We start from the raw sequence: 25,539 nt of genomic DNA, 5'->3' as shown, positions 1-25,539 counted from the left end.
GGAGCAGATTCTCATGAACAAAATTCCTTTACTCATGGATGTCGATACCGGCACGGACGATGCCATTGCCATTATCTGCGCGCTGATGAGCACGGAGGTGCTGGAGATCAAAGTATTCACCGCCGTCGCCGGAAATGTCGGAGTCGATCTGACAAGCAGCAATACCCTGAATATTGTGGATTATCTTGGCTTTGACATTCCTGTTGCGATCGGAGCGGCGCAGCCGCTTACCAAGGAGCTGCATACCGCGATCAGTCATGGAGCAACCGGACTCGGGGATGTTATTGTGCCGAAGTCGAACCGGTCATTTTACGGGAAGGATGCGGCTGACACCATCTATGAGCATGCCGCTGCCATGGAAGGCGAGCTTGAAATTGTCGCTGTCGGCCCGCTTACCAATATTGCCGAGGCCATCCTTCGCTACCCGGATATTGTCCCTTTGATCAAGCGGATTACGATAATGGGCGGCGCGCTCCGGGGCGGGAACATGACCCAGGCTTCCGAGTTCAATCTGTATGTCGATCCGGACGCCGGGAAAATCGTGTTCGAGTCCGGCATTCCTCTGGTGATGGTCGGGCTGGATGTGACACTGAAGCCGCAGCTTCCGCTTGCGGTTGTGGAAACCGTCAAGCGGCTGGACAACAAATTTGCCGGCCTGGCCGCCCGGATATTCGATTTTATGCTGCGCCGCTGCGAGCAGTTCGGCTTTGATCCGCCGAATGTCCATGATGCTATCGCTTTGGCCAGCCTGGTCGTTCCCGGGCTTGTTACGCTGAACCGGTATGTAATGACGGTTGAGACCGAAGGAACGGTAACCCGCGGCATGACTGTTGCGGACTTCAACAATGTTACGGGAAAAGAACCGAATGTGAGCGTTGCGGTTGATATCGACTGCAATCGGTTCTGGGACTGGATGACAGGCAAATTTTTAAGCGTGGAGAGAGATTGAAACAGAAAGGATGGGATAGCCGTGAGCAGAATTACGGCGGCAAGAGGAGGAGAGCTTCGCTGCAAGGGGTGGCGTCAGGAAGCGCTGCTGCGGATGCTGGAGAATGTGCTGGAGAACGGCGAGAACCAGAAGGAGCTGATTGTCTATGCATCATTGGGCAAAGCGGCGCGGAACTGGCCGTCCTACAGAGCCATTGTGGACACGCTGAAGAATCTGGAAGAGGACGAGACGCTGGTCATTCAATCGGGCAAACCGATCGGCGTCTTCCGCACGCATCGCCAGGCTCCGCTCGTTGTAATGGCGAACTGCAATCTGGTGGGCCGATGGGCGACCAGCGAGAACTTCTATGAATTGCAGGACAAAGGTCTGATCATCTGGGGAGGGCTGACCGCAGCCGCCTGGCAGTACATTGGTTCCCAGGGTGTTATCCAGGGAACATATGAAATCTTCCAGAGCATTGCCCGCCTGCATTTCGGCGGAAGCCTGCAGGGCCGTTTCATTCTGACCGCCGGCCTTGGCGGTATGGGCGGTTCTCAGCCGCTGGCCGGAACGATGGCGGGCGCGGCGATTTTATGCGTGGAGGTCGCGGAGGAACGGATCGACAAGCGCATTGCGGCGGGGTACTTGCAGCGCAAGACCGCAAGCCTGGATGAAGCGCTGGCCTGGATTGAAGAGGCGAAGAGCAACGGAGAGGCGCTGTCGGTCGGCCTGCTCGGCAATGCCGCCGACGTGTACCCCGAGCTGCTGGCTCGCGGGGTTCTGCCGGATATTGTGACGGACCAGACCTCCGCGCATGATTTGCTCTACGGGTATATCCCAAGAGGCTATACCCCCGCCGCTGCGGCGGCGGCCCGCAAGACGGACCCCGCCGGACTTCAGGATGCCGCCGGAACGTCAATTGCGGCTGAAGTCGGAGCGATGCTGGAATTCAAGGCGCGCGGCTCGGTCGTCTTCGATAACGGCAACAACATCCGTTCGCAGGCGGTGAAGTACGGCATCGCTAACGCTTTTGACATCGACATCTTCACCGAAGCCTTCCTGCGGCCCTTGTTCGCCCGGGCCATCGGCCCGTTCCGCTGGATCGCCCTCAGCGGCGACCCGCAGGACATCCGGACGATCGACGAATATATTTTGCGGGAATTCAGCGACAACGAGATCGTGTCGAACTGGATCAAGCTGGCGAATGTTCACGTACCGGTCGAAGGGCTGCCTGCCCGGATCGGCTGGTTCGGCCACCGCGACCGCAGCAGGCTGGCACTGGCCGTGAATGAGATGGTTCGCGAAGGCAAGCTGAGCGGTCCGGTTGCGTTCTCGCGCGACCATCTGGATGCGGCCGCCATGGCCCACCCGAACATCATGACGGAACGAATGAAGGACGGCAGCGACGCGATTGCCGACTGGCCGCTTCTGAACGCGATGCTGAACTGCTCCTCCATGGCCGATCTTGTGGCTATTCATTCCGGCGGCGGTGGTTACGCGGGGTACATGACGAGCGCCGGCGTTACCATTGTCGCCGACGGCAAGGAGGAGAGCGATCTACGCCTGCGGACCGCACTCGATAACGACACCGGTCTGGGCGTGCTCCGGTATGCGGATGCCGGATATGAGGAGTCGCTGGACGAGGTGGAACGCAAGGGAATCGCAAGAATCGATACCGGCAGGCACGAAGAGATTGTGGCGGACTAAATTTTGCCCGGCCGACAGTGGCCGACGAATACATGTGCAAAAAAATAACGGCGGCGAGCCGAAAAAAGCGCTGGAAATAGGCGGATGAATGCCTTTTGTACTGCTGCGTCCGGCTTGCCGCAGAAGGAGAATGGGGTAAATGAGAGAGTTAACGAGAGATGATGTAAACGCTGCGGTTAGAGGCGGTTCGGTATTTGCCAGCGGCGGGGGCGGCTGGGTGGACCACGGCCTGGATATCGGTCACGCCGCGCTCAGCGTGGGCCGTCCGAAGCTGGTGTCGGTCGATGAGCTGCCGGAAGTCGCCATTATTCTGACCTGCACAGCCATCGGCGCACCGGCGGGCCGCGATTGGCAGATGCTCGGCAAGGATTATATCAAAGCCGTGCAGCTGGTCATCGACCACTATGACGGCAAAATTGCCGGGGTTATGACGCCGCAGAACGGAATGTCCAGCACGATCAACGGTTGGCTGCCCGCAGCCGCGCTCGGCCTTGTCGTTGTGGACGCCACCGGGGACATCCGTGCCCATCCCACGGGCAAAATGGGCTCGCTCGGCCTCGCCTCGTCCATTGATTACGAGACGGTTCAGGCGGTTGCCGGCGGCAAGCCGGAGCTGGGCAGCTACATTGAGCTGGTCGTTAAAGGGACTCCGGCGCGGACCTCGAACATTCTGCGCACCGCGTCGGACATGGCCGGCGGCTTCATCGCCGCGGCGCGCCATCCGCTTCCGGCGAAATATATCAAGGAGCATGCCGCGCTGGGCGGCATCTCGATTGCGATTGAGCTGGGGAGGGCGATCCTTGCGGCCGAGCCGGACGGCCCGGAGGCGGTGCTTGACACGATCGTGCGCCATACAAAGGGCAGAATTGTCGGCAAAGGTACAGTGACGAAGAAAAATGTGCACTATTCCGGCGCTTTTGATATCGGCACCATTGAAGTGGAAATTCCGGGGAGTTCGCTGACCCTGCACGTGATGAACGAATATATGGCGGTGGACGATCGGTCGGGCACACGGCTGACCACCTTCCCTGATGTCATTACGACCATCGATTTGGCCACAGGCCGTCCGGTCAGTGTAGGGGATCTTAAGGAAGGGCAGGAGATTGCCGTGTTTGTCATCGACAAATCGAATGTTCCGCTCAGCTCCAGTGTCAAGGACCCGAGTGTCTATCCCGAAGTGGAAGAGGTGCTGGGGATCGACCTCCAGAGCTACGCCTTCGGTAAGGAGAAGCAGGTTCATGCCTGAGAGAAGCCCGCTCTCCGGCAGCGCTCTGGTGCTGGACGGAACCGGTCTTAGTGTGGCCGATGTGGACAGCGTTTCTCGGGGCCGCCGGGAGGTTGTAATTGCGCCGAGCGCCTGGGAACGGCTGAAGAAAGCGCGGCAGGTTATATTCGAGCTGGCGGAGGGAGGACTGCCCGTATACGGGTTGAACCGGGGCGTTGGCTGGAATAAAGACAAAGTCATTTCTCCCGGCTTGTATGAAGATTACAACCGCAGCCTGCTGTTGTCCCACAGCGCGGGAATCAAGCCCGAGGCCCCGGAGGAGGTGGTACGGGCAGCGATGCTCGCCCGGCTGAATGGCCTGCTCGCCGGAGCTACCGGCTCGCAGCCGGAAATCGCCGCGCGCTACGCCGACTTCCTCAACCTGGGGCTTCACCCCGTTCTGCCGCTGCGCGGTTCGGTGGGCGCCGCGGATATCACTCTGATCGCCCACCTGGGTCTGGCGATGATCGGGGAAGGGGAGGTGCAGCTTGGCGGACGCCGCCTGCCGGCCAAGCAGGCGCTCGCGGAGGTTGGACTGGCTCCGCTGCAGCTGGGGCCGAAGGACGGGCTGGCCATCGTCAGCTCCAATGCGCTCTCCGCCGGGAACGGCGCGCTGGCGCTGTATGATCTGGCCGGATTGCTGGAAGCTGCCGATACGGTGTACGCCCTGTCGCTGGAGGCGATTCGCGGCAATGTCAGCCCGCTGGACGAAGCCGTTCACCGCAAGCGCCCATTCCGGGGGCAGCTTGCAAGCGCGGCGAATGTCCGTAAGAATCTTGCCGGCAGCGGCCTTTGGGAGGCGTATAATCCGGACTCCCTGCAGGACCCGCTCAGCTTCCGCGATGCCTGCCAGATCCACGGCGCCGCCCGTGACGCGCTTGCCTATACCAGGGAGCTGTTGGAGATTCATCTGAACAGCACGGACGACAATCCGTGCGTGCTGGCGGAAGAGCGGCGCATATTATCCTGCGCCAATTTTGATCCCGTGGTCTGGACGCTCGGCTTCGAGATGCTGGGCAGCGCCCTGCATCATGTCGCCAAAAGCTCCTGCTACCGCATCCTTAAACTGGGCGACCCGGCCTTTACCGGCCTCAGCCGCTTTCTGACGCCGGATGCGGAGCGCTCAATCGGCTTCGGCACTGTCCAGAAGACGGCCTCTTCGCTGGATGCGGAAATCCGCCATCTGAGCAACCCGGCATCCGCCGATTATATGTCGCTGGCGGGAGATATCGAGGACCACGGTACAAACGCGCCGTTTGTCGTCTCCAAGACAAGGGAGATCATTGACCGGCTGACCTATATGCTGGCGATTGAAGCCATTCACGCCGCACAGGCCATCGACCTGCGCGGAGGGGTTAAGCTGGGACGGGGAACGGAGACGGCCTACCGGCTGCTCCGCTCCGCCGTGCCGTTTCTGGATGCCGACCGCATCCAGACGAAGGATATCGAGGCGGCGTACAGGCTGATCAAGGACGGGGAATGGGTGGCAGCGGTGCGGCAGGGTTAATAGGCTTTTATCCACATAGCGGGTTGTGCAGAAGGAGTCGTGTTGGCGCACGGCTCCTTATTTATTTAGCATCGAGCATAATAATCCCCAGCATTAAGGTAAACAGCGAGAGATCGAGTAAACGGATGAACAGCCAGGAGGTCAGATCCTTTCATTGCTGGATTAATCTTAATCCCATCCGCTTTCCCACTCGCAGGCAGATAATGCCTGCTTTTTTTTACGCCTGTAGCTCCCCCAAAAGTCAAAAAAATACACGCCAACCGGTATGAGAGCTATACCGTATTTTTGACCGCCGGTTGCTATAATGAGGTCGAATAGAAGCGGCGGACCCTGCCGGGAGCGGGAATCCGCCGGGAAAGCGAGGCTCGCAATGGATAGCTACAGATTGAAGAGCAGGGAAATCCCGCTGAATACTTCCTATGAGGTGATCGTCGTCGGGGGCGGGCCGGCGGGCTGCACCGCCGCGGCGTCGGCCGCGCGGGAGGGGGCGAAGACGCTGCTGATCGAGGCCACCGGAAGTCTCGGCGGAATGGGGACGTCGGGGCTGGTCCCGGCATGGTGCCCGTTCTCGGATAAGGAGAAAATGGTCTATCGCGGGCTGGCGGAGAAGGTGTTCGAGTCGCTGAAGGCGCAGATGCCCCATGTGAAGCCGGACGCTCTCGATTGGGTGCCGATCGAGCCGGAGAAGCTGAAGGTCGTCTACGACGATCTGGTGACGGAGGCGGGAGCCGATGTACTGTTTCTGACCTCGCTGGCCGAGGTGGAGACGGACGGGCAGGGAAACGTGACGGCGATTGTCGCCTTGAACAAGGGCGGGCTGCAGGCGTTCCGGGCGCCGGTGTATATCGATTGCACGGGCGACGGGGATGTCGCCGCCTGGGCGGGTGCGGAGTACCGAAAAGGCGATAGCGACACCGGCGATCTCCAGCCGGCCACCCACTGCTTCATCCTCGGCAATGTCGACGATTACGCATATCTGAACGGACCGCTTCTCCATAAGGAGAATCCGCGAAGCCCGATTCATGAAGCGGTGGCCTCGGGCCGGTATCCGGATGTGCCGGACACTCATCTCTGCAACAACCTGATCGCGCCTCGCGCCGTCGGCTTCAATGCCGGCCACCTGTGGCAGGTGGACAATACGGATGCCCATTCCGTATCCAGGGCGCTGATCCGCGGGCGGAAAATGGCCGCCGCCTACCGCGACATGCTGGCCGATATCCAGCCTGCTTCTTTCGGCAACGCTTATGTCGCCAACACCGGCACGCTGATGGGTACCCGCGAATCGCGGCGCATCATCGGGGATTACGTGCTGACGGTGGATGACTATGTCTCCCGCCGCAGCTTCGAGGACGAGATCTGCCGCAACAGCTACTTCATCGATGTGCACGGCACCGAGAAGGAGGAGAAGAGCGAGGCGGGCTCGACTCAGACGATTACGCTGTACGGACCCGGCGAATCGCACGGCATTCCCTACCGCTGCCTGACGCCGCGCGGTCTGCGCAATGTGCTTGTGGCCGGGCGCTCCATCTCCTGCGAGCGCCGGGTGCTCGGCAGCGTCCGCGTCATGCCGGTCTGCCTCGCGATGGGCGAAGCCGCCGGATTGGCCGCGGCCCTCGCCGCCTCGGCCGACGGCGATGTGCATGCGATCGACGTCGGCCGGCTGCGGCAGCGGCTGCGGGAAGAAGGGGCCTATCTGCCGGAGATGTCCGCCGCCGGGAACAGGGGTGACGCGAGATGAGCCACCATGCAACCGTACAGAAGCAGCTCGCCGCTGCGGAAAAAAAAACGTTCTGGACCCGACGGCGGCGCGAACAGCTGGCCGGCTGGCTGTTCATCGCGCCCGAGGTCATCGGCATGCTCGTCCTCGCCGTGTTTCCGCTGGTCTTCAGCCTGGGCCTCAGCCTGACCGAATGGAACCTGGTCGGCGGCCTGTCCGCCATCAAGTTTATCGGCCTCGATAATTTTGTGGAGCTGTTCCGGGACGACAGGTTCCTAAAGGCGCTGAAGAACAATATCGGCTTCACCGCCGGCACCGTGCCGGCGACGATGCTGCTGGGCGTCGTTTTTGCGGCTTTCATACACAAGAAGCTGTACTTCAAGGATTTTTTCAAGGTGGCGTTCTTCGTTCCCTATATTTGTTCGACGGTCGCGGTTTCCGCGGTGTGGTCGGCGCTCTATCATCCGTCCAAGGGACCGCTCAACCAGATGCTGATCCATCTTGGCATCTCGGATCCGCCCCGCTGGCTGGTGGACACGAGCTGGTCGCTGGTTGCCATCATGGTGATCTATATCTGGCAGCTGCTCGGGTACCAGATCATTATTTTTCTGGCGGGAATGACCAATATTCCGGATGAGCTCTACGAGGCGGCAACGATCGACGGCGCGACCGGCTTTCAGCAGTTTCGGCGGATCACACTGCCGCTGCTTGGGCCGACGACTTTTTTTCTGGCGATTACCAGCACCATCTCTTCGTTCAAGGTATTTGACATGATCAAGTTCCTTACCAATGGGGGACCCAATTATTCCAGCACGGTGATTGTATACCAGATTTACGAAGAAGGCTTCCAGCACTTCCGGATGGGCTACGCCTCCGCCATGTCGTGGGTGCTGTTCCTGATCATCATGCTCGTGACTTCGCTGACCTGGATCACCCAGAGCCGGAAGGTGCATTATTAAGTTTCGAAATGAAGTCTCGAAGAAAGGATATAAGCGCACATGACGATACGAAAAATCAAGCTTGGACCTATCGTGCTGACGGTGCTGTTCGGCGCTCTATCGATCTTCTTCCTGTTGCCGCTGGTCTGGATGATGTCCGCCGCCTCCAAAACGGAGAAAGAGGTCTGGACGTTTCCGATTCAGTGGATTCCTAAGGATTGGCATTTTGCTCAGAATTTCAAGACGGTCTGGATGGGGGATGTCTCTTTCGGTCTTTTCTATATGAACTCGGTCAAAATCGCCCTAATCTCCACGCTCGCAACACTCATCGTCTCCGCCATGGCCGGCTATGCGCTGTCCAAGCTGAAATTTACGGGAAAAGGTCTCGTCTTCAGCGCCATGATGGCCTTTATGATGATCCCGGAGCAGGCGACGCTCGTTCCCCGCTATATCATGATCAAGGAAATGGGACTGTACGATACGCACGCTTCGCTCATTCTCATGGGCATGTTCTCCAGTTATTTCACCTTTTTGCTCCGGCAGTTCATGATCGGGGTGCATAATGATCTGCTCGAAGCGGCCGAGCTGGACGGCGCCGGATTTTACCGCATTTTTTGGAGCGTCATGCTCCCCCTGAGCCGCCCCATTCTGGCCACCGTCGGCATTATCAAATTCATCTGGACCTGGAATGACTATCAGGGACCGCTGATCATGCTGAATTCGACCAATTTGTATACGATTCCGCTTGGCATGCAGTTCTTCAAGGAGGAGTTCGGAACGACGATTTCCGTGATGATGATGGCTTCGCTTGCCGCCATTATTCCGCTGCTCGTGCTGTTCCTGGTGCTGCAGAAGCAGGTGATCAAGGGCATTTCCATCGGTGGGGTCAAGGGTTAAAAGCGCCCGGCTCGTCCGGAGGAACTTTCGATAGACGCAAAGTCAAAAATGTCTACGCCCGAACCGCAAGACTGTACACGGTGCCCGTGGCGGCAGGGTAGTATAATTAAATTGCATCAACCAACTGAAGGGGGAAATGGTATGAAGAAGCCTGCATTATGGTTGGCCGGCCTGCTGCTGACGTTCTCGGTCACCGCATGTTCCGGAAGCGGGAATGCTCCGGCCGCGAGCGATAAAGGGGCTGGCGCAGATCCTACCGCGGCAACCCAGACGAAGACACCCGGGGAGAAAGAGAAGATCAAATTCTACACCTTTAAGTCCAATAAACCGGAGGAGCCGACGTACCAGGCGGTTCAGGCCTACAACCAGTCGCAGGATAAAGTCGAGGTGGAATATATTTCGCTTGTCCAGAACAGCGACAGCACGGAGTTCCTGAAGAAGCTGGACGTTCTCGTTGCCGGGGGTGAAGTTGTAGACGCTTTCATGACCGGGAATGAGGAAGAATTGATGGAACGGGCTTCGCGCGGAGTTGTGGAACCGCTTAACTCGTATTTTGAGACTGAAGGCGTCAAGCCGGAGGATGAATATTTCAAGGTGCTCAAGCTGGATGGAAAAGTCTATGGGCTGATGGGTTCCGCGACGCAGTGGTTCACGGTCTTCAACAAACAGCATCTGGATGAAGCTGGCCTTAAGCTTCCTGAAATGGGCTGGACCTGGAACGACTTCCGCGATTACGCCAAAAAGCTGACGACTCCGGATCATTACGGAACGTATTTCCACACCTGGGGCGAATACGCGAACATCATCGCGTACACCGAGCATCCGAATCCGCAGCTGGACAAAGGCCTGAAGCCGATCTTCGATGACCCGTCCTTCAAATATTTCTTCGATCTCCGCCGCGCCATGGAGAAGGAGGACAAGAGCGTCGAGCCTTACGCGGATGTGCTGGCCTCGAACTATCATGTGCTGCAGCAGTTTTTTGCCGGCAAAGCCAGTATGCTGGCTGTTCCAAGCTACGCCGTCCGGGCGGGTCTTAATCTCGAGAAATTCCCGCATGATTTTCAGATGGTGTATGCTCCGCTCCCCCGTTCGGTTGATGCAACCGATGTCGGCATGACGAATATTTCCGGCGGCGGCCTGGCGGTAGGCGCCAAGTCGACTCACAAGCAGGCGGCGTACGATTTCATCCGGTGGATGACCAAGGAATCCTACAAGTATACGAAGGAAATTCCGGCGCTGAAAAATGTCGACGGCAAGGCGCTGCTGGAACAATTTTTTAGCGAGAACAAAAACTTGATCGATACCGACTCGCTCGCCAAAACTCTGTTCGACAGCCGCAACAAAATGCCGGAGGGTACCTTCACCGTTCCCTATGGCAGCCAACTGAAGACCATTGTCGAAAATTCCTTCGCCAGCTTTATGCTTGATAATCGCAAATTTGACGATGTCAAGGCGGAAATGACGGCGGAAGTTGAAAAGGTAGCCGCCGCCAACAAGTAACGGCCTATACCCTTAGTTGGATTAACTCCACCGGGTACCCCGCAAATCACCCGCAGGCCGGCTTTACAAGCCATCTGTGCCTTGCGGTGTGATTTTGCGGGGCGATTTTAAGCGGAATGTCATAAGCGGGGGCGATCAGGGCTTATAATGGCAGTATAACGATACTCTGGAGAAGGATGACCCGATATGCAATGGTTGAACCGTTTCTCCTATCATCGGAGGCTGCAATTCTCGTTTCTGGCCCTGATTCTGCTTCCTTTCGCCGCCGTGACCTTCTGGTCGTACCTGTCCGTTCGTCAGAACGTTAGCGACAAGATCCTTCGCACGAATGAAGAGACCATCACCGTCATCGCCAATCAGATCGAAAAAACAATCGATAACATTTCCTTCGCATCGCTCTATCTCTCCGAAACCTATGATCCCGAAGTCCTGAACAGTCTGCGCTACCTGACGAACGCCAAGAGCTTCGGTGATTACAAGTCCTACATTCATCAAGCCAAATTGAAATCGATAGGCGGCATCCTCACGATCCAGGCTCTTGACGCGGATCTTGAGATTATGATCGTCAACCGGAATAACCGGATTATTATGGGCAACCTGGACCGTCCCATCTTCTCAAAGCTGCCGGATCGATTCCTGCAGGAGAGCGCCAGGCTGAACCTGAATGAAGAGACCGTGCTCCAGTGGTTTCCCTACCGGGAAAGCGGTTCTGTTCCGGAATACTACTATGCCGCCCGTTTTATCTTCGATCCCCGGAATCATGAGAAGCTGGGCACCCTGTTCATCGGCATTCCCCGGCATTATTTCGAGAATCTGCTGGATATTGGCAACGCTTCCGTCGTTCTGTCGCTGGTTGATGCTTCGGGGGAGACGATCGCCGTTCGCGGGGGGAGCGGGGCGGAGGACCGGAAGAAGCCGCTGCGCAGCGAGGTCCGGATCGAAAGGACCGGCTGGCTGCTGACAAGCGAGCTTCCCCGCAGCTCGATCGACAGTCATATCAACCGGGAGTTTCTCGTGTCTATCTCGGTGGTCGGCGTGTTTTTCGCCGCCTTTGTGGTACTGTCCATGTTCTGGGCAGGATATATGAACAAGCCGATCAGTCTGCTTCGCGCCAGCGTCAAGCAGTATGTCGGCGGCAACCGCAGCGTGCGGATTCCGGTCAAGGGCAAGGACGAGGTGGCAATGCTGTCGGCCGCGTTCAACCAGATGCTCGAGGATATCAACCAGCTGCTGCATCAGGTCGAAAGCGAGCAGGAAGAGAAGCGGAGGCTGGAGCTTCGGGCGCTGTCGGCGCAGATTCGGCCGCATTTTCTGCTCAATACGCTGAATTCGATCAAGGTCAATTTGCTGATGGCCGGCGACACCACCCACGGGGGAATGATCGATGCGCTGATGAAGCTGCAGCGGGCTTACGTCCATGCCGACCAGCCGATTCAGCTGGCTGAAGAGTGCGCCATTCTTGGCAGCTATGTGCAGGTGATGCAGATTCGCAACCGGCTTAATATCGCCTTCCACTACCGGCTTGAGCCGGGAACGGAGGAGCTGGAGCTGCCGAGGCTGCTGCTGCAGCCCGTGGTCGAGAACGCGATCGCCCATGGCTTCTCGGCCCGTCCCGAGCATCCGCGCATCGGGCTGGAAGCGCGCCTTGGCGGCGGTATGCTCGAAATCGCGATCTCCGACAACGGCCGGGGCATGAACGAAGAGGCGATCAACCGGTTGAGCCGCCGCCTGTCGGGCGCGGAGCCTGAGCATCCGCAGCCGGAGAAGGGCGTGGGGCTGATCAACACGGCGCGGCGTCTGCAGGTGCTGTACGGGTACCGATCGCGGCTCACGGCGGCCGCGAACCCGGAAGGCGGTATGACCTTTACATTCTATATTCCGGTAACGAACAGCAAGGAGGAGTCTTCCCATGATGACGGTCATGCTGATTGATGACGATGTGCCTATGCTGGACTATGTGCAGCATTTGCTTGGCCAGCTCGATCTGGAGCTTGAGCTGGCCGGCGCGGCTTCCGGCAGCGAGCAGGCGCTGGAGCTGTTTCATGACAGCCTGCCCGATCTGGCCATCGTCGATATCGGCCTGCCCGGCATGGACGGACTGGAGCTGGCCGAGGCGTTCCGGATGATGAAGCCGGAGGTGCGGCTGATTTTCCTGACCTGTTATGAAGATTTCCATTATTCCAAACGGGCGATTCAGCTCGAAGCCGACGACTACCTCATCAAAGATGAGCTTACGCCCCAGCAGCTCAGGGACAGCGTCGGCAAGGCGATGGAACGCTTCCGGGGACGCCGGGAGCTGCTAGACCGGTACTCGTTCCAGCAAGCGATTGAGCGCAACCGGGAGGTGCTCAAGCAGAACTTCCTGAAGCAGCTGCTCTCGGAAGGCGGAGAATGGGACAATATTCTGCTGTTCGGCGAACGGCTGGGCATTTCCTGGAAGCTGCCCTATCTTCGCCACGGCTTTTTGCATATCGACGCGGCCTCCGTCGTCGGCCGGTACCGGTACAAGGATATGCCGCTCCTGCATTTTGCCGTCGGCAACATCGCGGCCGAGCTGTCCTCCGGTCCGGCGCCGATCACGGCGCTGATGGACGGAGAGACGGACATTTATTTGCTGTGGAACACCAAAGACCGGAGCGTCCCGGAAGACGAGCTGATCCGGTACATGATGTCCGTCCGGGAGAAGGCGGAGCAGTACCTGAAGGTCAGCGTGCGCGGCTTCTACGCGGCCGAGGCGGTCCCGGTCCGGCAGTTCGTCGAGACCTACAAGCAGTTGGCCGAATACCGCGACCACAGCTTCTACGGCCAAGGCCTGCCGGCTGTGATGCTGAAGCCGGACCGCACATTCTTGCAGACGGCCGAATCGAAGCCGGAGAAAGAGAAGGCGATGCTGTCACTGGCGCTGGAGGAAGACAATGCCGCCTGGATTGATCTGGCCGTAAGCAAGCTGCTGCAGCACGCCGAAACGGAGCATTGGGCGCCAAGGCTGCTTAAAGAAGCTTACGCCGATTGTGTCCGCAAGATGGCGTCGGAGACGCACGGAACGGCGGAGGAAGCGTTCTTCGTCCATTTAAGCCGGTCCCTCCGGGCCGAAGAGGCCGCACATCTGACCAAGCGGGAGCTGTGGAACCTGTGGCGGCATCAGGCACTGACGCCGATCAGCGACTTGGAGAAGGACATCCGGCTTCAGGCCATCGACGATTTTCTGCGGGAGCATGTAGACCGGACGATCACGTCGGTAGACATGGCGGAGCATCTGCACCTGAACCCCAGCTATTTCTCCCGCTATTTCAAGCGGCTGGCCGGGATGAAATTTACGGATTACGTCAATCGCTACAAAATCTCCATCGCGATCTCCATGCTTCGTCAAGAGAACGAGACCGTCGAGAATGTGGCTTACACGCTCGGTTTCTCGGACCGGGCTTATTTCTCCAAGGTCTTCAAGAAATACAGCGGCAAAAGCCCCAGCGAGTTCAAGAATGCTTAAGAGGCGGGGCTAGAACGATTATGGGGGAGTATTTATGAAAGCGGTTACTTTGAGAAAATTATTACTGCTTCCGCTTATGGCCGCCCTGTTATTTGGTCCGGTCGGCCTCATGCCGGCAGACCGGGCGTCGGCGGCGGGCACAACATATTATGTGGATGCGGCGGCGGGAAGCGACACGAATGGCGGCACAAGCACAGATAATCCCTGGAAGTCGCTGGCCAAGGTCAACTCGGTCGTATTCGATCCCGGCGACCGGATTCTGCTTAAAGCCGGTTCGGTCTGGAACGATACCTATCTGGACCTGAAGGGCTCGGGCGTGGAAGGCAGCCCGATCGTGGTTGACCGGTACGGAACAGGCCCCAAACCGCTGATTAACTTTGGTAATACGGCGGTTGGCGGTGAAGGCTTCGGCGTCCGGCTCAAGAATGTGTCGTACTGGGAAATCAACAATCTGGAAATTACGAGCGGGCAGTACGCGACCGATATGCGCCGAAGCGGCATTCTTGTCGTCGGCGAAGGCGCGGGGGCCGGCGCGTTCAAGCATATTTATATCAAAGGCAACGACATCCATGACGTATTCGGCACCGACCGGAGGACCGGCGGCATCAATTTTCACGCGCGGGGCGGCGGTACCGATCCCGAGAGCACCTGGGATGACGTGTTGATTGAGGACAACACGGTAATCAACGTGGCGGACACCGGCATTCAGGTGATGACGGACGCTTTTGCCAATGCTTCCTGGGCTCATAAGTTCGACGCCTTCACCCGTTTGATTATACGCGGCAACTATGTGGAGAAAATTCACCGGGACGGCATTCTGGTTCGCGCCAGCGTCTCTCCGCTGATTGAGTACAACACGACGAACGAGATCGGCGTCAGCTGCGACGTGAACACGTCGGTGGTCAATTATCTGGATAACATCGGTTTCGTCGCCGCCCAGTGGGCTTATTACACGACCGGAGCCGTCTTCCAGCACAACGAAGCGTTCAATACCCGGGTTCTGCAGGGAGACGGCCAGGCCTGGGACTTTGACATTAAAGTAAGTGACAGCATTTATCAGTATAACTTCAGCCATCACAATGAAGGCGGAGCCCTGCTCGTTATGGACAGCACGAACAATAATATTTTCCGCTACAATATCAGCCAGAATGATTATGACGCCTTCGGCACGTTCCATTTGAGACCGGGCGGCGGCAATCTGTATATCTATAACAACGTCATTTACCGCGACAACGGAATTACGTCGGCGCTGACCAATTCCAGTACGAGCGGAATGGCATATTACAGCAACAATATTTTCTATAACGCCGCCGGAGGAACGTATAAGAACAGCAGCTTTGTAAAATACAACCACAACCTGTTCTACGGAGCCAACTCGAACGTGCCCAATGACCCCGGCAAGGTTGTCGCCGATCCGCAGTTTCTAAACGGCGGCGGCGCATCCGGCATCGACACCGCATCGGCGTATAAACTGGCCGAAGGCTCGCCGGCCATCAATTCCGGCGCCGTCGTTGGGGGCAACGGCAGCATCGACTTCTTCGGCAATCCGCTGTACAGCGGGGCGCCGGATATAGGCGTATACGAAGCCCCTGGAACGGGGGGGCCTCCGGCCGCGCTGTTCGAGGACAATTTCGAGGACGGAGCGGCGGACGGCTGGGCCACGGTTGGAGGAAGCTGGAGCATCGGAACGGAGGAGTCGCTGGCCTTCGCCCAGAACGGTCTGTATGGGGAAGCGATCGCTTACACCGGCGAAGCCTCCTGGACCGATTACACCCTTGAAGCGGATGTGAAGGTGAAGAAACTCGGAGGCAATGGCGGTATCCTGTTTCGCTATCAGGATGCGAACAATTTTTATATGTTCCGGCTGAACGATACGGGCAGCACCGCCGATCTGTACAAGAAGACGGGAGGCAGTCTCCAAATGCTGGCCAGCGTGCCGGTAACGGTAAATCCGAATCAGGTATACAGGCTGAAGGCGACGGTTCAGGGCGCGTCCATTACCGGGTCCGTCGACGGCACGGATCTGATCTCCTGGACCGGCAGCGGAGCCGAACTCGCTTCGGGCAAAATCGGCCTGCGCGTGCACTCCGGCATGGCGTCGTTCGACAATGTGCGGGTGACCGAATAGCATCCGGGTGGCCGACTAAGTTGGCCATCCGCCGCGGTCACGCGCCCCGCAAGTATGCGGGCGAACTTGTACGCGTTCACGGCTGCAAGTATGGAATGATTGCCTGTAGTACCGTTAAGAACGCCGCTTGCTTTCCCTGGATTAAGGCTTGCAGGCGTACCAGGAGGGATGCACGATGACCGTCGATAAGACGGCGAGGGGCGAAAGCCGCAAACGCCGTCTGCGCTCGGGAAGACGGCTCCGGCCGCTGGCGGCGCTGCAGCTGCTGCTTGTGCTGCTGGCGCTGCTGGTGCCCGCCGCCTGCTCACGGGCCGGGCCGCCTGCCGAACCGGGCGGCGGGGTGGGGCCCGATCTCTTTACCGCCGTTGCCTGGGTGAACGGCGAACCGGTCGCGTACGGCGAATTCCGGACCCGCATGCTGGAGCTGCGGGGAGAGGTCATCGCCGAGACGGCGAAGGGCGGAGCCGACCCGGCGGCCAAGGGGTTCTGGACCTCCGGCGCCGGAGACCGGACGCCGCTTGATCTGCTGAAAGAGAAGACGATGAACCTTCTGGTCCGGGTCAAGGTACAGCAGATTGCCGCGAAGGAAGCCGGAATCGCCGGGGACATCGGATACAAGGCGTTCCTGATTCAGCTGGATGCGGAGAACCGGACGCGCAGCAGCCGTCTCCGGCTCGGCGAGCCTGTCTATGGCCCGGAGCAGTACAGCGAAAAGGCCTATTATCGCTACACGCTGGCCAACCTGGAGCTGGCGCTTCGGAAGTGGCTTGCCAAGGAAGACGGTGACCGCTCCGGCAAGCCGCTGGACGATGAGCGGTACGAGGCGTGGCTGAACCGGGAAGCAGCGAACGCCGAGATCCGGGTTAATTCTTCCGTATACGATAAGTTGTCGGTGGAGATTGCTCCATGATTTGTATTGTACGAAACGATAAGAGAGGGAAAGCAGCTTGTCATTGACAGGCTGCTTTTTCTTTCCCCCAGAAAGTAACATTCAGAACTCGTGTTAAATATTTTAACATTGAAATAAAAAAATATTGCCAATATTCTGCTTCGGATGTATTATGAATATATAAATTTTTCGAAAACGTTTTAGAAAATGCGGGGTGCGTTATTATAGTTAACATAAGAGATATCGCCAAAGCGGCTGGGGTTTCCGTATCCACCGTCTCCAAAGCATTGAACGGCTATTCGGATGTAAAGAGTAAGACAAGGGAAATGATTCTCGATGTAGCTAAGGAAATGGATTATTTACCTAATGTAATGGCCAGAGGGCTCATCACGAAGAAATCGAATACCATCGGAATCTTTTTCGGAGACAGGCAAAACTCGGGGTTCGACAATCCGTTCTTCAGTGAGCTGATCCGCTCGATCAAGGATGTGGCCGGGGCGGAGGGGTATGATATTCTCATCTTCGCCAATCAGAAGCGAAATACGTCCAGCTATAAGACCATTTGCTATGAAAAAGGTGTCGACGGCGTTATCCTGATTCTCACCGGCGACCAACGTACGGATGAAAACATCCGGGAACTGCATGAGAGTCTACCGACCGTTTACATAGACAGTGTATCCTATCAATACACCAATGTTAACTTCGTTGAAACGGAAAATGTGAATGCCTCGTTCCAGGCGGTTGAACATCTGATTCAACTGGGTCATACGAGAATTTTGAAGATGGCGGGAGACCAGGTTGCCAAGGCGTCGTACGACCGGATCGAAGGCTATAAGCAGGCACTGAATAAGTATGGGCATAAAGTAGATAGCGATTTGATCCTGTACGGAGAATTCTCCAGGGACAAAGCCTATCAGTTAACCAAACGTTTCTTCTCAAAAGACAGCGGGGTTACGGCCGTATTCGCATCCAGCGATATGATGGCTTTCGGAATCATTGATGCTCTGAAGGACTTAGGCTTCAAGGTTCCTGAAGATATTGCTGTCATCGGCTTTGACGATATCGACGAATCCAAAGACTATCAGCCTCCATTAACAACCGTCCACCAGCAGCGTTTTACAATGGGGGAGACGGCGGCAAAAATGCTTCTTCAGCTGATCGACAGCCAGGACGGAATTACCCGGCATGCCACGATTCCAGCGAGATTTGTGATCAGAGAAAGCAGCGGAACGAAACGAGAGGGCTAACGCCTTCCTTTCAAATTTTATCTAAAACGTTTTAGTAAATGGGTGGACCGAATAAGAAGCTTTCCGGAAGAACTCTAAGCTTTTTATTCGTTTCAAATATATGGAAGCAGATGGGCAGCCGATTATTTGAGAAACAAGGGGTGTGATACGGTGAAAAAACTCTTGTAGCATTTCCTTTTTTCGGAAAACGTTTTAGAAAAATACACCGGCAAATATGAGGAGGAGAGAATATCATGCAAAAAATGAAAGTATTGGTGCTGGTTTTCGTATTGGCAGTCATGACGATCTTGGCGGGATGTGGAGCGAAAAGCTCCGATTCCGGCGCTTCTCAGAATACGCAGGGGGGAGAAAGCACAGCGGAATCTTCCGCTGAACCAACTTCCGCTGAACCGACTGAATTAACCGTCATTAACCAGGACCGCTGGGCTCCTTATGTGGAAAAGGCGGTGAAAATCTGGAACGGGGAACATCCGGATCAACAAGTGAAGCTCAATCAGCTTGTCCTGGGCTACCCGCAATTGCGCCAGAAAATTACAACCGCAGCTGCAGCCGGACAAGCTCCCGACTTCTCCCTGATCGACTCGGTATGGGTGGCGGAGTTTGCGGACGCCGGATATCTTAAACCGCTCGATTCGATCGATCCAGACTGGGTTGAGAATGATTTTAAGAAAGACTTCTATCCGGTATTCGTTGGCGGTGACTCTTATGAAGGGAAGCCTTATGCCATCCGTTCGCAAACGGATATGGCTCTAATCTGGTTCCGCAAGGATTGGTTCAGCCAGGAGGGCATTCAGCCGCCGAAGACTTGGGATGAATTGATGGCTGCAGCGAAGCATTTTTCGCAAAAGGACGTTCAGGCCAAATACGGGAACTCTCAAGGCATTGCTTTTCCTGGGGGTATGAAAGCCGGAGAAACGACGACAAGTCTGTTAATGCCCTTCTTCTGGTCCAGTGGCGCGGATGTCTTCAAGGACGGGAAAGTGGTATTAGACAGTACGGAGTCGAAGGCGGCGGTCCAATTCCTGACTGATCTTGTGGGTGAAAAGGCGTCTACCAAGGAAGTGATTTCCTATGAATGGGATCGGGCCACGAAATTGCTGGCAACGGGAAAAGTAGCTTTGTCCGTAGGGGGCAGCTACGAATACGCGATGATCAAGAACACGACCGGGTGGAGCGATGACGAAATGAAAGAAAAGCTTGGTTTTGTGCCTATTCCGGCCGGCGGAAGCGGGAAAGTAGCGACATCTGCGGGCGGCATGGACTATGTCATTTATGAACAGGCCAAGCAGCCGGAACTCGCCATGGAGATTTTGAAAATTGTAACCGGCCCTGAACTGATGAAGGAGTTCGTAGTGGACACGGCACAGAATTCTCCGCGGATTTCGGTAACCGAAGGTCTGGACAAAGACAAGGACTGGTTCCTCGCTGAAACGGGCAAGTTCCTGTATGACGCGAATGTCCGTCCGGTTATTCCGGAATATGCAAAGGTATCGGAACAAATCCAGAAGATGATCGAGAGTGCGGTATCCGGCAAAACGCCTGCCGATCAGGCGGTAACGGAAGCGGCTAAGGCGATCAGCGATGTTACAGGACTTCCTCAGCAATAGCTTGCAGTAAGGGGGATGCCTTCATCCCCTATTCTTTTTAAAAAGGTGGTGGCATATGTGGGACAGTCGCTGATCACAGCGATCCGGGATAACACCGGTTCAACCAGATCCAGATTCAGCAAGAAATGGGCCAAAACCATCCCCTTCTTGCTGATGCTTCCCGCGCTTGCGGTGATGGGACTTTTCGCTTTGTTTCCGGTCATCAACGCATTTCGGCTCAGTTTATTTGATAAGCAGCTTCTGAATCCGGGGGAGACGTTCGTCGGGCTGGATCATTATTCTCAGCTGTTCTCAAACGGAGAATTTATCAATGCCTTGAAGGTTTCCGTCATCTATGTGGCCGGCTCGGTCGCGCTGCAATTTCTCGTGGGGCTTGCGCTGGCTGCTCTGCTCTCCGCTCAGGGCGTCAAGGGGAAAAGATTTTTTCGGACGGCGTTTATTGTTCCCTACACGCTTTCCGAATTGGTTGTGTCGCTAATCTGGCTGCAGATGCTGGACACTGAGTTCGGGATTATCAATTATTTTGCCACTCTGCTCGGCGCTGATCCGCAGAACTGGCTCTTTGACTTTGCGCTTCCCGCTGTTATTGTAGCGAATGTCTGGTGGGGAAGCACCTTCTCCCTGCTTATGCTGGAATCGGCGATGCAGGGTATTCCGAAGGAACTTTATGAAGCGGCGGAAGTGGACGGCTGTACATCCTGGGGCAAATTTATTCATATCACGCTGCCATCCATACGCTATGTGTCGCTTTTGAACATGATCATGATTACCTTGTACACCATTAACTCCTTCGGCATTATCTTTGTCCTTACGGCGGGCGGACCGCTTGGAAGTACGGATGTGATCGGAATGTTTATGTGGCGCAGCGCATTCCAATTCATGGACCTCGGGCTCGGCGCAACCATTTCGACCTTGATCTTTGTTGTCAATATTCTGATTACTCTGGTGTATATCCGGTTGTTCGGCTTGAACACGCTGAAGGAAGGTGCGTAACAAGATGACAAACCGAAAGAAATCACTCGGAATCTATATCTTGATGAGCGCTGCGGCGATCGTCATTGCCTTTCCTGTTCTTTGGATGTTCGTCATGTCCGTCAAGCCAGCCGATGAGCTGTACCGGTTTCCTCCTACGATCTTGCCGGACAAATGGGAATTTGCCAACTATACCAAAGCGTTATTTGAAGCGGGTATCGATAATGGATTGATCAACAGCCTGATTCTGGCCGTAGGCACGCTGGCTTTAAGCGTCACATTGAGCTTTCCGGCTGCATACGCACTCGCGAAATACGAATTTAAAGGGAAGACGATTCTTCTGCTGGCCATCCTGGCCACCCAGCTGATTCCCGGTATGGCGGCGATTGTGCCTTTATTCGATATTTTGCAGCGAATGCATCTGGTGAATACTTACAGCGGCTTGATTCTCATTTATACCGCAAGAACGCTGCCGCTTAACATTTGGATTTTAAAAGGCTTTTTTCAGTCCATTCCGAACGAATTAATCGAATCTTCGATGGTGGACGGCAGCTCGAAAATCGCTTCCCTCTATCGCGTCGCACTGCCGCTGGCTCTGCCTGGCATCGGGGCCGCCGCCATGTTTACATTTATGCAGACCTGGATCGACTTCATCCTGCCGTTAACGATGCTGTTTAATGAGGACAAGTTTCCTTTCAGCGTTATGCTGTATAAATTTGTCGGCGATCCGATCATGGGGACCAATTACGGTGTCCTGTTCGCCGCTGCCGCTCTTGGCACTATACCGACTTTACTGATCTTTGCTCTGCTTCAGCGCTTCTTCGTTCAGGGGCTTACAGCCGGAGGCGTTAAAGGCTAATCATGTGAAATTGTGAAAATGACGGAGGAATGAATATGACGGAGCTGACAATCGCGATTGCACAGATGGACAGCAAAATTTTGGATAAGGAGTATAATCTGCAAAAAGCAGAGGCCTTATTGGACCAGACAGGGGGCAAAGCGGACGTTATTTGTTACCCGGAGCTGTTTACGACCGGCTACAATTTCGATTTGATCGGAGATGCCTTTTACGAGTTGGCGGAAACGATTCCGGGTCCGACCGTTGAACGATTGGCGAACAAAGCCCGTACCTATGGAACAGCCGTTATCGGAACGATCGTGGAAAAGGACGGGAACCAGGAAGGCGTGCTCTATGATACAACGTTTGTCATCAATGAAAAGGGCGAATATATCGGGAAGTATCGAAAAGCGCATCTGTATCCGACAGAGCATCAATATTTCCGCAGCGGTTCGGATTTTCCCATATTTGAGATTTGCGGGGTAAAAACAGGCATTGCCATCTGCTATGATCATGCATTCGGAGAAATGTTCCGGGTGTTGGCCTTGAAAGGAGCCCAGGTTATCTTTATCCCTTCGGTCATCCCGAAAGATTTCGAATACCTGCTGGATTTGCGAACGAGAGCCCGTGCCCAGGACAATCAAATCTTCACGGTAGCCGTTAACCGGGTAGGCTCGGAAGCAGGCATTGTCTATTGCGGAAACAGCAAGATCGTCAATCCACGGGGCGACGTGATTTGCGAAGCCGGCGATGAGGAAGAAGTAGCGACAGCCACGATCGATCTTTGCGAAATCGCAAGTGAGCGGAAGCAGGAGATGAGCCTCCGCAGCAGAAGACCGGAACTGTACGGAATATTGGCACAGCAGCCATAATTGAATGCGGAACACTGGAGGAATTCCTTTGTCTATTTCATCTTTTGAGTTCATGCCTTTACCTGATGCACGAAACCGCAAGCCTCTGGATGTGGGGTGCGGCCCGCTTTCTGCCAGCATCGGAGAGGATGGTTATATCCGCTCGATTAATCACTTTCATTCGCGCCACGGATTCATTACGCTGGAACCTACAGAACCATTTCCAAATGATAAATGGTACGACAGTGAATACGTTCGTCATTATCGCAGACGTCTAATAGATCAGGGGCATATCTCCGAGGGAGCCGCCGGATTCGGGATACAACCGAAGGGCCCGGGGTGGAAACGAGAGTGTTATTGGGTTCTGAATCATTTCCCGCTCATCCGGTACAGAAGGCAGACCATGGAGATCAATGCTGTATATATCCCTTTTCATCATGACGGGATGAGCGGCATGACCCAGCAGCTTACGGTTACTAATTACGGAGACAAACCGGAGTCCGTTCCTTTGACGGTGGGCGGCACCTTCAGCCTTCACCGGTGCAGCTACGGACAATTGACGGAAGGCGGTCCGATCCCGATTCCGCAGGCGGATCTTGCTGTCACTACCGCTAACAACCGCCTGACAATTACCAATCGGAATCTGCCGGCTGAGGCGAGCCTGTATTTCTTTAACGGGGCAGACCCGCTACAATTGCTGCCGATGGAGAAAACTGTGGACCGCCCGGTAACCTATATACAAGATACAGAATTGATTGTAAACAACGGTGAGAGCCGCGAGCTTACGATGCTTTGCCTGATATCAGAGGTAGCAGGCGAGCCGGCATTTTTCAGCTTTGAGGAACTTCAGGCTTGGAAAAAGCGGGCATGGGAAGAGACGCCGAGGCTGACAACGGACAGTCTTTTGGATGCGGAGAAGCTCATTATTCACAGGAACATCGCCTACATCCTGTCCTGCTGCTCCGTCCCGGTCGATGAAGAGGCTGTGTGCATCATTACCGATCATCAGCTTCTGCCTCTGTCGTGGAACCGGGATTCCTATTATATGATGAGACTGCTGCTTGATTCGGAGCAGCACGCACAAGGGCTGTATGAGGAGTCTTACGTTCCCAAATTCAAAAATCAGGTGCAGCGAACCGTCAAGGGCCATCTATTGTGGATGTTCGAAAAAGCCGTTCGTCCGAACCGTTACTGGGGCCGCGCCTACCTGACGAACGGATTTTGCAAGGATGATGTATTCCAACTGGATCAGCAGTGTTATCCGCTGCTTCAGCTTTGCGAATATTACGACAGGTTCCAGGATCGCCAGACAGTTATAAGACTTTTGCCCAAGATTCACGAAATACTGGTTATGATCATGGAATACAAGGATAGGGAACAATGGCTTTTTCAAACGGGTGAAACTCCGGCGGATGATGAAGTCACGTACCCTTATCATTTCTCCAGCCAGGTATTGGTTTGGCATACGCTGAAATCGCTGGCCAAGCTGAATGAAACCTTTTCTTTTACGGAGCTCGAATTGTTGGAAATGGCCCGGCTCGTCAAGCGCGATATTCTGGATTACTTTGTTACGCCGCATGGTGACGGAGAATTGTTTGCCTATCTTACCGACTTGAAGGGCAGCTTTCAGCGTTATCATGATGCGAACGATCTTCCGACCGTTTATGCTCCGATATGGGGATTCTGTAATTCGGATGACCCGAGCTGGGTAAATACGATGGAGTTTGCTTTTTCGGAGGAGAATAAGGGAGGCTTTTACGGCGGGGAATATGGCGGACTCGGTTCCGTCCACACCCCTCACCCTTGGCCATTGGGAGACGGGCAGGAGCTTCTGTACAGCCTGCAGATCGGAGACGAACAACGTCACCAAAAAGTCCGGAGTAAATTGGCGGAGATTGTTCAGTGGGACGGACTTTTCCCTGAAGCGGTAAACGGGCATACGGGAACAGTGGAATCACGGCATTGGTTTTCCTGGCCGGGCGCGTTTATCTCTTCTGTATTGCTGCGCTGCTGAGCGGTCTCGTAATCATTGCCCTCAAATTTTCTCCCGTACATGCACTTCTAGGCATTCACCCACATACAATGAAGTGACCGTGAACCCGTAAGAATGACTGACCGGTTTCATTGTACATGTGCGGGAGGTGTCGCCAAAGTGCCCGGATTTCTTAGCACCATTGCACTGTTGATCAAAGAACTGTCGCTGCTTGTATCTTATGTAAGGAACAATGCCTTTCCCCAACCTTTGACTGAGCAGGAAGAAAGCAAATACTTGGGAATGATGGCCGAGGGAGATGCCAAGGCACGGAATTTGCTGATTGAACATAACTTACGCTTAGTCGCCCATATAGTAAAAAAATTCGATAATACTGGTGAAGATATGGAGGATCTTATCTCCATCGGCACCATCGGGCTGATCAAAGCGATCGAGAGCTACCGCCCGAACAAGGGGACCAAGCTCGCCACCTTCGCGGCCCGCTGTATCGAGAACGAGATTCTGATGCACCTCCGTTCGCTTAAAAAGACCCGTAAGGACGTGTCACTCCACGATCCGATCGGGACGGATAAAGAAGGTAACGAAATTACGCTCATCGATATTCTGGGCTCGGATACGGACGATGTCATCAAGGAAGTGGACCTAAAGATCGAGAAGAGCAAGATCTACCGCAACCTCGACATTCTGGACGACCGGGAAAAAGAGGTGGTTGTCGGCCGTTTCGGCCTCGATACCGGTGGCGAGGAGCGGACGCAGCGGGAAATTGCGAAGGAGCTTGGGATCAGCCGCAGTTATGTGTCGCGGATTGAAAAGCGGGCGCTCATGAAGCTGTATCATGAGTTTTATAAGGCGAAGCGATAAATTAAAGGAGACTTTCCTGACGGAAGGTCCCTTTTTGGTTTCTGGTAAAACTTGCATGTTGAATAAATAGTTCAGACAAGGTATATTATTAGTCCGGCCGCTGATTAAAACATGATAGGTCGATTGGTAGAAATTACAGGTTGTATAGATCATAAACAATATGGTATATTATTAATCTAGTCGTTTTATTGCGGCTAAGAAATTAAAA

Annotated in this window: 19 protein-coding genes; all 19 read left to right on the top strand. The window is 55.3% G+C overall.

Annotated features, from left to right (window positions below; all coding sequences use genetic code 11):
* Nucleotides 1-13 precede the first annotated feature (13 nt).
* The 19 genes from G5B47_RS08395 (at nucleotide 14) to sigK (ending at nucleotide 25,331) form a co-directional block, all read left to right on the top strand.
* Nucleotides 14-949 carry a nucleoside hydrolase gene (locus tag G5B47_RS08395; RefSeq protein ID WP_165096783.1) on the top strand — a complete coding sequence of 312 codons (936 nt, stop codon included), beginning with the start codon at nucleotides 14-16 and terminating at the stop codon, nucleotides 947-949.
* Between the two features lie 21 nt (nucleotides 950-970).
* Nucleotides 971-2,635: a urocanate hydratase gene (locus G5B47_RS08390; protein WP_165096780.1), complete on the top strand. Its 1,665-nt coding sequence runs from the start codon at nucleotides 971-973 to the stop codon at nucleotides 2,633-2,635.
* A gap of 139 nt (nucleotides 2,636-2,774) precedes the next feature.
* Nucleotides 2,775-3,881: a DUF917 domain-containing protein gene (locus G5B47_RS08385; protein WP_165096778.1), complete on the top strand. Its 1,107-nt coding sequence runs from the start codon at nucleotides 2,775-2,777 to the stop codon at nucleotides 3,879-3,881.
* Entirely contained in the window at nucleotides 3,874-5,406 is a 1,533-nt protein-coding gene (locus G5B47_RS08380; RefSeq protein ID WP_165096775.1) for an HAL/PAL/TAL family ammonia-lyase, read from the top strand. The genes G5B47_RS08385 and G5B47_RS08380 overlap by 8 nt, the downstream gene beginning before the upstream one ends.
* Nucleotides 5,407-5,776: 370 nt before the next feature.
* Nucleotides 5,777-7,144 carry an FAD-dependent oxidoreductase gene (locus G5B47_RS08375; RefSeq protein WP_165096772.1) on the top strand — a complete coding sequence of 456 codons (1,368 nt, stop codon included), beginning with the start codon at nucleotides 5,777-5,779 and terminating at the stop codon, nucleotides 7,142-7,144.
* Nucleotides 7,141-8,082 (top strand): carbohydrate ABC transporter permease, encoded by a 942-nt coding sequence (locus G5B47_RS08370; protein ID WP_165096770.1) that lies wholly within the window; start codon nucleotides 7,141-7,143, stop codon nucleotides 8,080-8,082. The genes G5B47_RS08375 and G5B47_RS08370 overlap by 4 nt, the downstream gene beginning before the upstream one ends.
* 39 nt (nucleotides 8,083-8,121) lie before the next feature.
* The gene (locus G5B47_RS08365) at nucleotides 8,122-8,958 is read left to right on the top strand and encodes a carbohydrate ABC transporter permease (protein WP_165096767.1); all 837 of its coding nucleotides are present in this window, start codon (nucleotides 8,122-8,124) and stop codon (nucleotides 8,956-8,958) included.
* Between the two features lie 141 nt (nucleotides 8,959-9,099).
* Entirely contained in the window at nucleotides 9,100-10,458 is a 1,359-nt protein-coding gene (locus tag G5B47_RS08360; RefSeq protein WP_165096764.1) for an ABC transporter substrate-binding protein, read from the top strand.
* Nucleotides 10,459-10,644: 186 nt separating this feature from the next.
* Nucleotides 10,645-12,390 (top strand): sensor histidine kinase, encoded by a 1,746-nt coding sequence (locus G5B47_RS08355; protein WP_165096761.1) that lies wholly within the window; start codon nucleotides 10,645-10,647, stop codon nucleotides 12,388-12,390.
* Nucleotides 12,368-13,945: a response regulator transcription factor gene (locus G5B47_RS08350; protein WP_165096758.1), complete on the top strand. Its 1,578-nt coding sequence runs from the start codon at nucleotides 12,368-12,370 to the stop codon at nucleotides 13,943-13,945. Before G5B47_RS08355 ends, G5B47_RS08350 begins: the two co-directional genes overlap by 23 nt.
* A 34-nt stretch (nucleotides 13,946-13,979) precedes the next feature.
* A complete protein-coding gene (locus tag G5B47_RS08345; RefSeq protein ID WP_165096755.1) occupies nucleotides 13,980-16,073 on the top strand; it encodes a family 16 glycoside hydrolase in 2,094 nt (697 codons plus the stop codon).
* A gap of 175 nt (nucleotides 16,074-16,248) precedes the next feature.
* Nucleotides 16,249-16,983: a hypothetical protein gene (locus G5B47_RS08340; RefSeq protein WP_165096753.1), complete on the top strand. Its 735-nt coding sequence runs from the start codon at nucleotides 16,249-16,251 to the stop codon at nucleotides 16,981-16,983.
* 155 nt (nucleotides 16,984-17,138) lie between these two features.
* Nucleotides 17,139-18,209 carry a LacI family DNA-binding transcriptional regulator gene (locus G5B47_RS08335; protein ID WP_328804506.1) on the top strand — a complete coding sequence of 357 codons (1,071 nt, stop codon included), beginning with the start codon at nucleotides 17,139-17,141 and terminating at the stop codon, nucleotides 18,207-18,209.
* A gap of 233 nt (nucleotides 18,210-18,442) precedes the next feature.
* Entirely contained in the window at nucleotides 18,443-19,816 is a 1,374-nt protein-coding gene (locus G5B47_RS08330) for an extracellular solute-binding protein (RefSeq protein ID WP_165096748.1), read from the top strand.
* Between the two features lie 57 nt (nucleotides 19,817-19,873).
* Entirely contained in the window at nucleotides 19,874-20,809 is a 936-nt protein-coding gene (locus G5B47_RS08325; protein ID WP_165096746.1) for a carbohydrate ABC transporter permease, read from the top strand.
* A 4-nt stretch (nucleotides 20,810-20,813) separates the two neighbouring features.
* The gene (locus tag G5B47_RS08320; protein WP_025333947.1) at nucleotides 20,814-21,647 is read left to right on the top strand and encodes a carbohydrate ABC transporter permease; all 834 of its coding nucleotides are present in this window, start codon (nucleotides 20,814-20,816) and stop codon (nucleotides 21,645-21,647) included.
* A 35-nt stretch (nucleotides 21,648-21,682) separates the two neighbouring features.
* Nucleotides 21,683-22,498 (top strand): carbon-nitrogen hydrolase family protein, encoded by an 816-nt coding sequence (locus G5B47_RS08315; protein WP_165096743.1) that lies wholly within the window; start codon nucleotides 21,683-21,685, stop codon nucleotides 22,496-22,498.
* Nucleotides 22,499-22,880: 382 nt separating this feature from the next.
* A complete protein-coding gene (locus tag G5B47_RS08310) occupies nucleotides 22,881-24,491 on the top strand; it encodes a glycoside hydrolase family 125 protein (protein ID WP_165096740.1) in 1,611 nt (536 codons plus the stop codon).
* 138 nt (nucleotides 24,492-24,629) lie between these two features.
* The gene (gene sigK / locus G5B47_RS08305) at nucleotides 24,630-25,331 is read left to right on the top strand and encodes an RNA polymerase sporulation sigma factor SigK (RefSeq protein ID WP_025333955.1); all 702 of its coding nucleotides are present in this window, start codon (nucleotides 24,630-24,632) and stop codon (nucleotides 25,329-25,331) included.
* The last annotated feature ends 208 nt before the right edge of the window (nucleotides 25,332-25,539 follow it).

Origin of the sequence: Paenibacillus apii, from assembly GCF_011043685.1 — a bacterium.
Classification (GTDB): domain Bacteria; phylum Bacillota; class Bacilli; order Paenibacillales; family Paenibacillaceae; genus Paenibacillus_AQ; species Paenibacillus_AQ sabinae.
This window is presented reverse-complemented; position numbering and strand designations above follow the sequence as displayed.

Coding starts and splice junctions, on each gene's coding strand:
- G5B47_RS08395 (WP_165096783.1), top strand. CDS start 14: ATGAACAAAATTCCTTTACTCATGGATGTCGATACCGGCACGGACGAT.
- G5B47_RS08385 (WP_165096778.1), top strand. CDS start 2,775: ATGAGAGAGTTAACGAGAGATGATGTAAACGCTGCGGTTAGAGGCGGT.
- G5B47_RS08380 (WP_165096775.1), top strand. CDS start 3,874: ATGCCTGAGAGAAGCCCGCTCTCCGGCAGCGCTCTGGTGCTGGACGGA.
- G5B47_RS08375 (WP_165096772.1), top strand. CDS start 5,777: ATGGATAGCTACAGATTGAAGAGCAGGGAAATCCCGCTGAATACTTCC.
- G5B47_RS08370 (WP_165096770.1), top strand. CDS start 7,141: ATGAGCCACCATGCAACCGTACAGAAGCAGCTCGCCGCTGCGGAAAAA.
- G5B47_RS08365 (WP_165096767.1), top strand. CDS start 8,122: ATGACGATACGAAAAATCAAGCTTGGACCTATCGTGCTGACGGTGCTG.
- G5B47_RS08360 (WP_165096764.1), top strand. CDS start 9,100: ATGAAGAAGCCTGCATTATGGTTGGCCGGCCTGCTGCTGACGTTCTCG.
- G5B47_RS08355 (WP_165096761.1), top strand. CDS start 10,645: ATGCAATGGTTGAACCGTTTCTCCTATCATCGGAGGCTGCAATTCTCG.
- G5B47_RS08350 (WP_165096758.1), top strand. CDS start 12,368: ATGATGACGGTCATGCTGATTGATGACGATGTGCCTATGCTGGACTAT.
- G5B47_RS08345 (WP_165096755.1), top strand. CDS start 13,980: ATGAAAGCGGTTACTTTGAGAAAATTATTACTGCTTCCGCTTATGGCC.
- G5B47_RS08340 (WP_165096753.1), top strand. CDS start 16,249: ATGACCGTCGATAAGACGGCGAGGGGCGAAAGCCGCAAACGCCGTCTG.
- G5B47_RS08330 (WP_165096748.1), top strand. CDS start 18,443: ATGCAAAAAATGAAAGTATTGGTGCTGGTTTTCGTATTGGCAGTCATG.
- G5B47_RS08320 (WP_025333947.1), top strand. CDS start 20,814: ATGACAAACCGAAAGAAATCACTCGGAATCTATATCTTGATGAGCGCT.
- G5B47_RS08315 (WP_165096743.1), top strand. CDS start 21,683: ATGACGGAGCTGACAATCGCGATTGCACAGATGGACAGCAAAATTTTG.
- G5B47_RS08310 (WP_165096740.1), top strand. CDS start 22,881: ATGGAGATCAATGCTGTATATATCCCTTTTCATCATGACGGGATGAGC.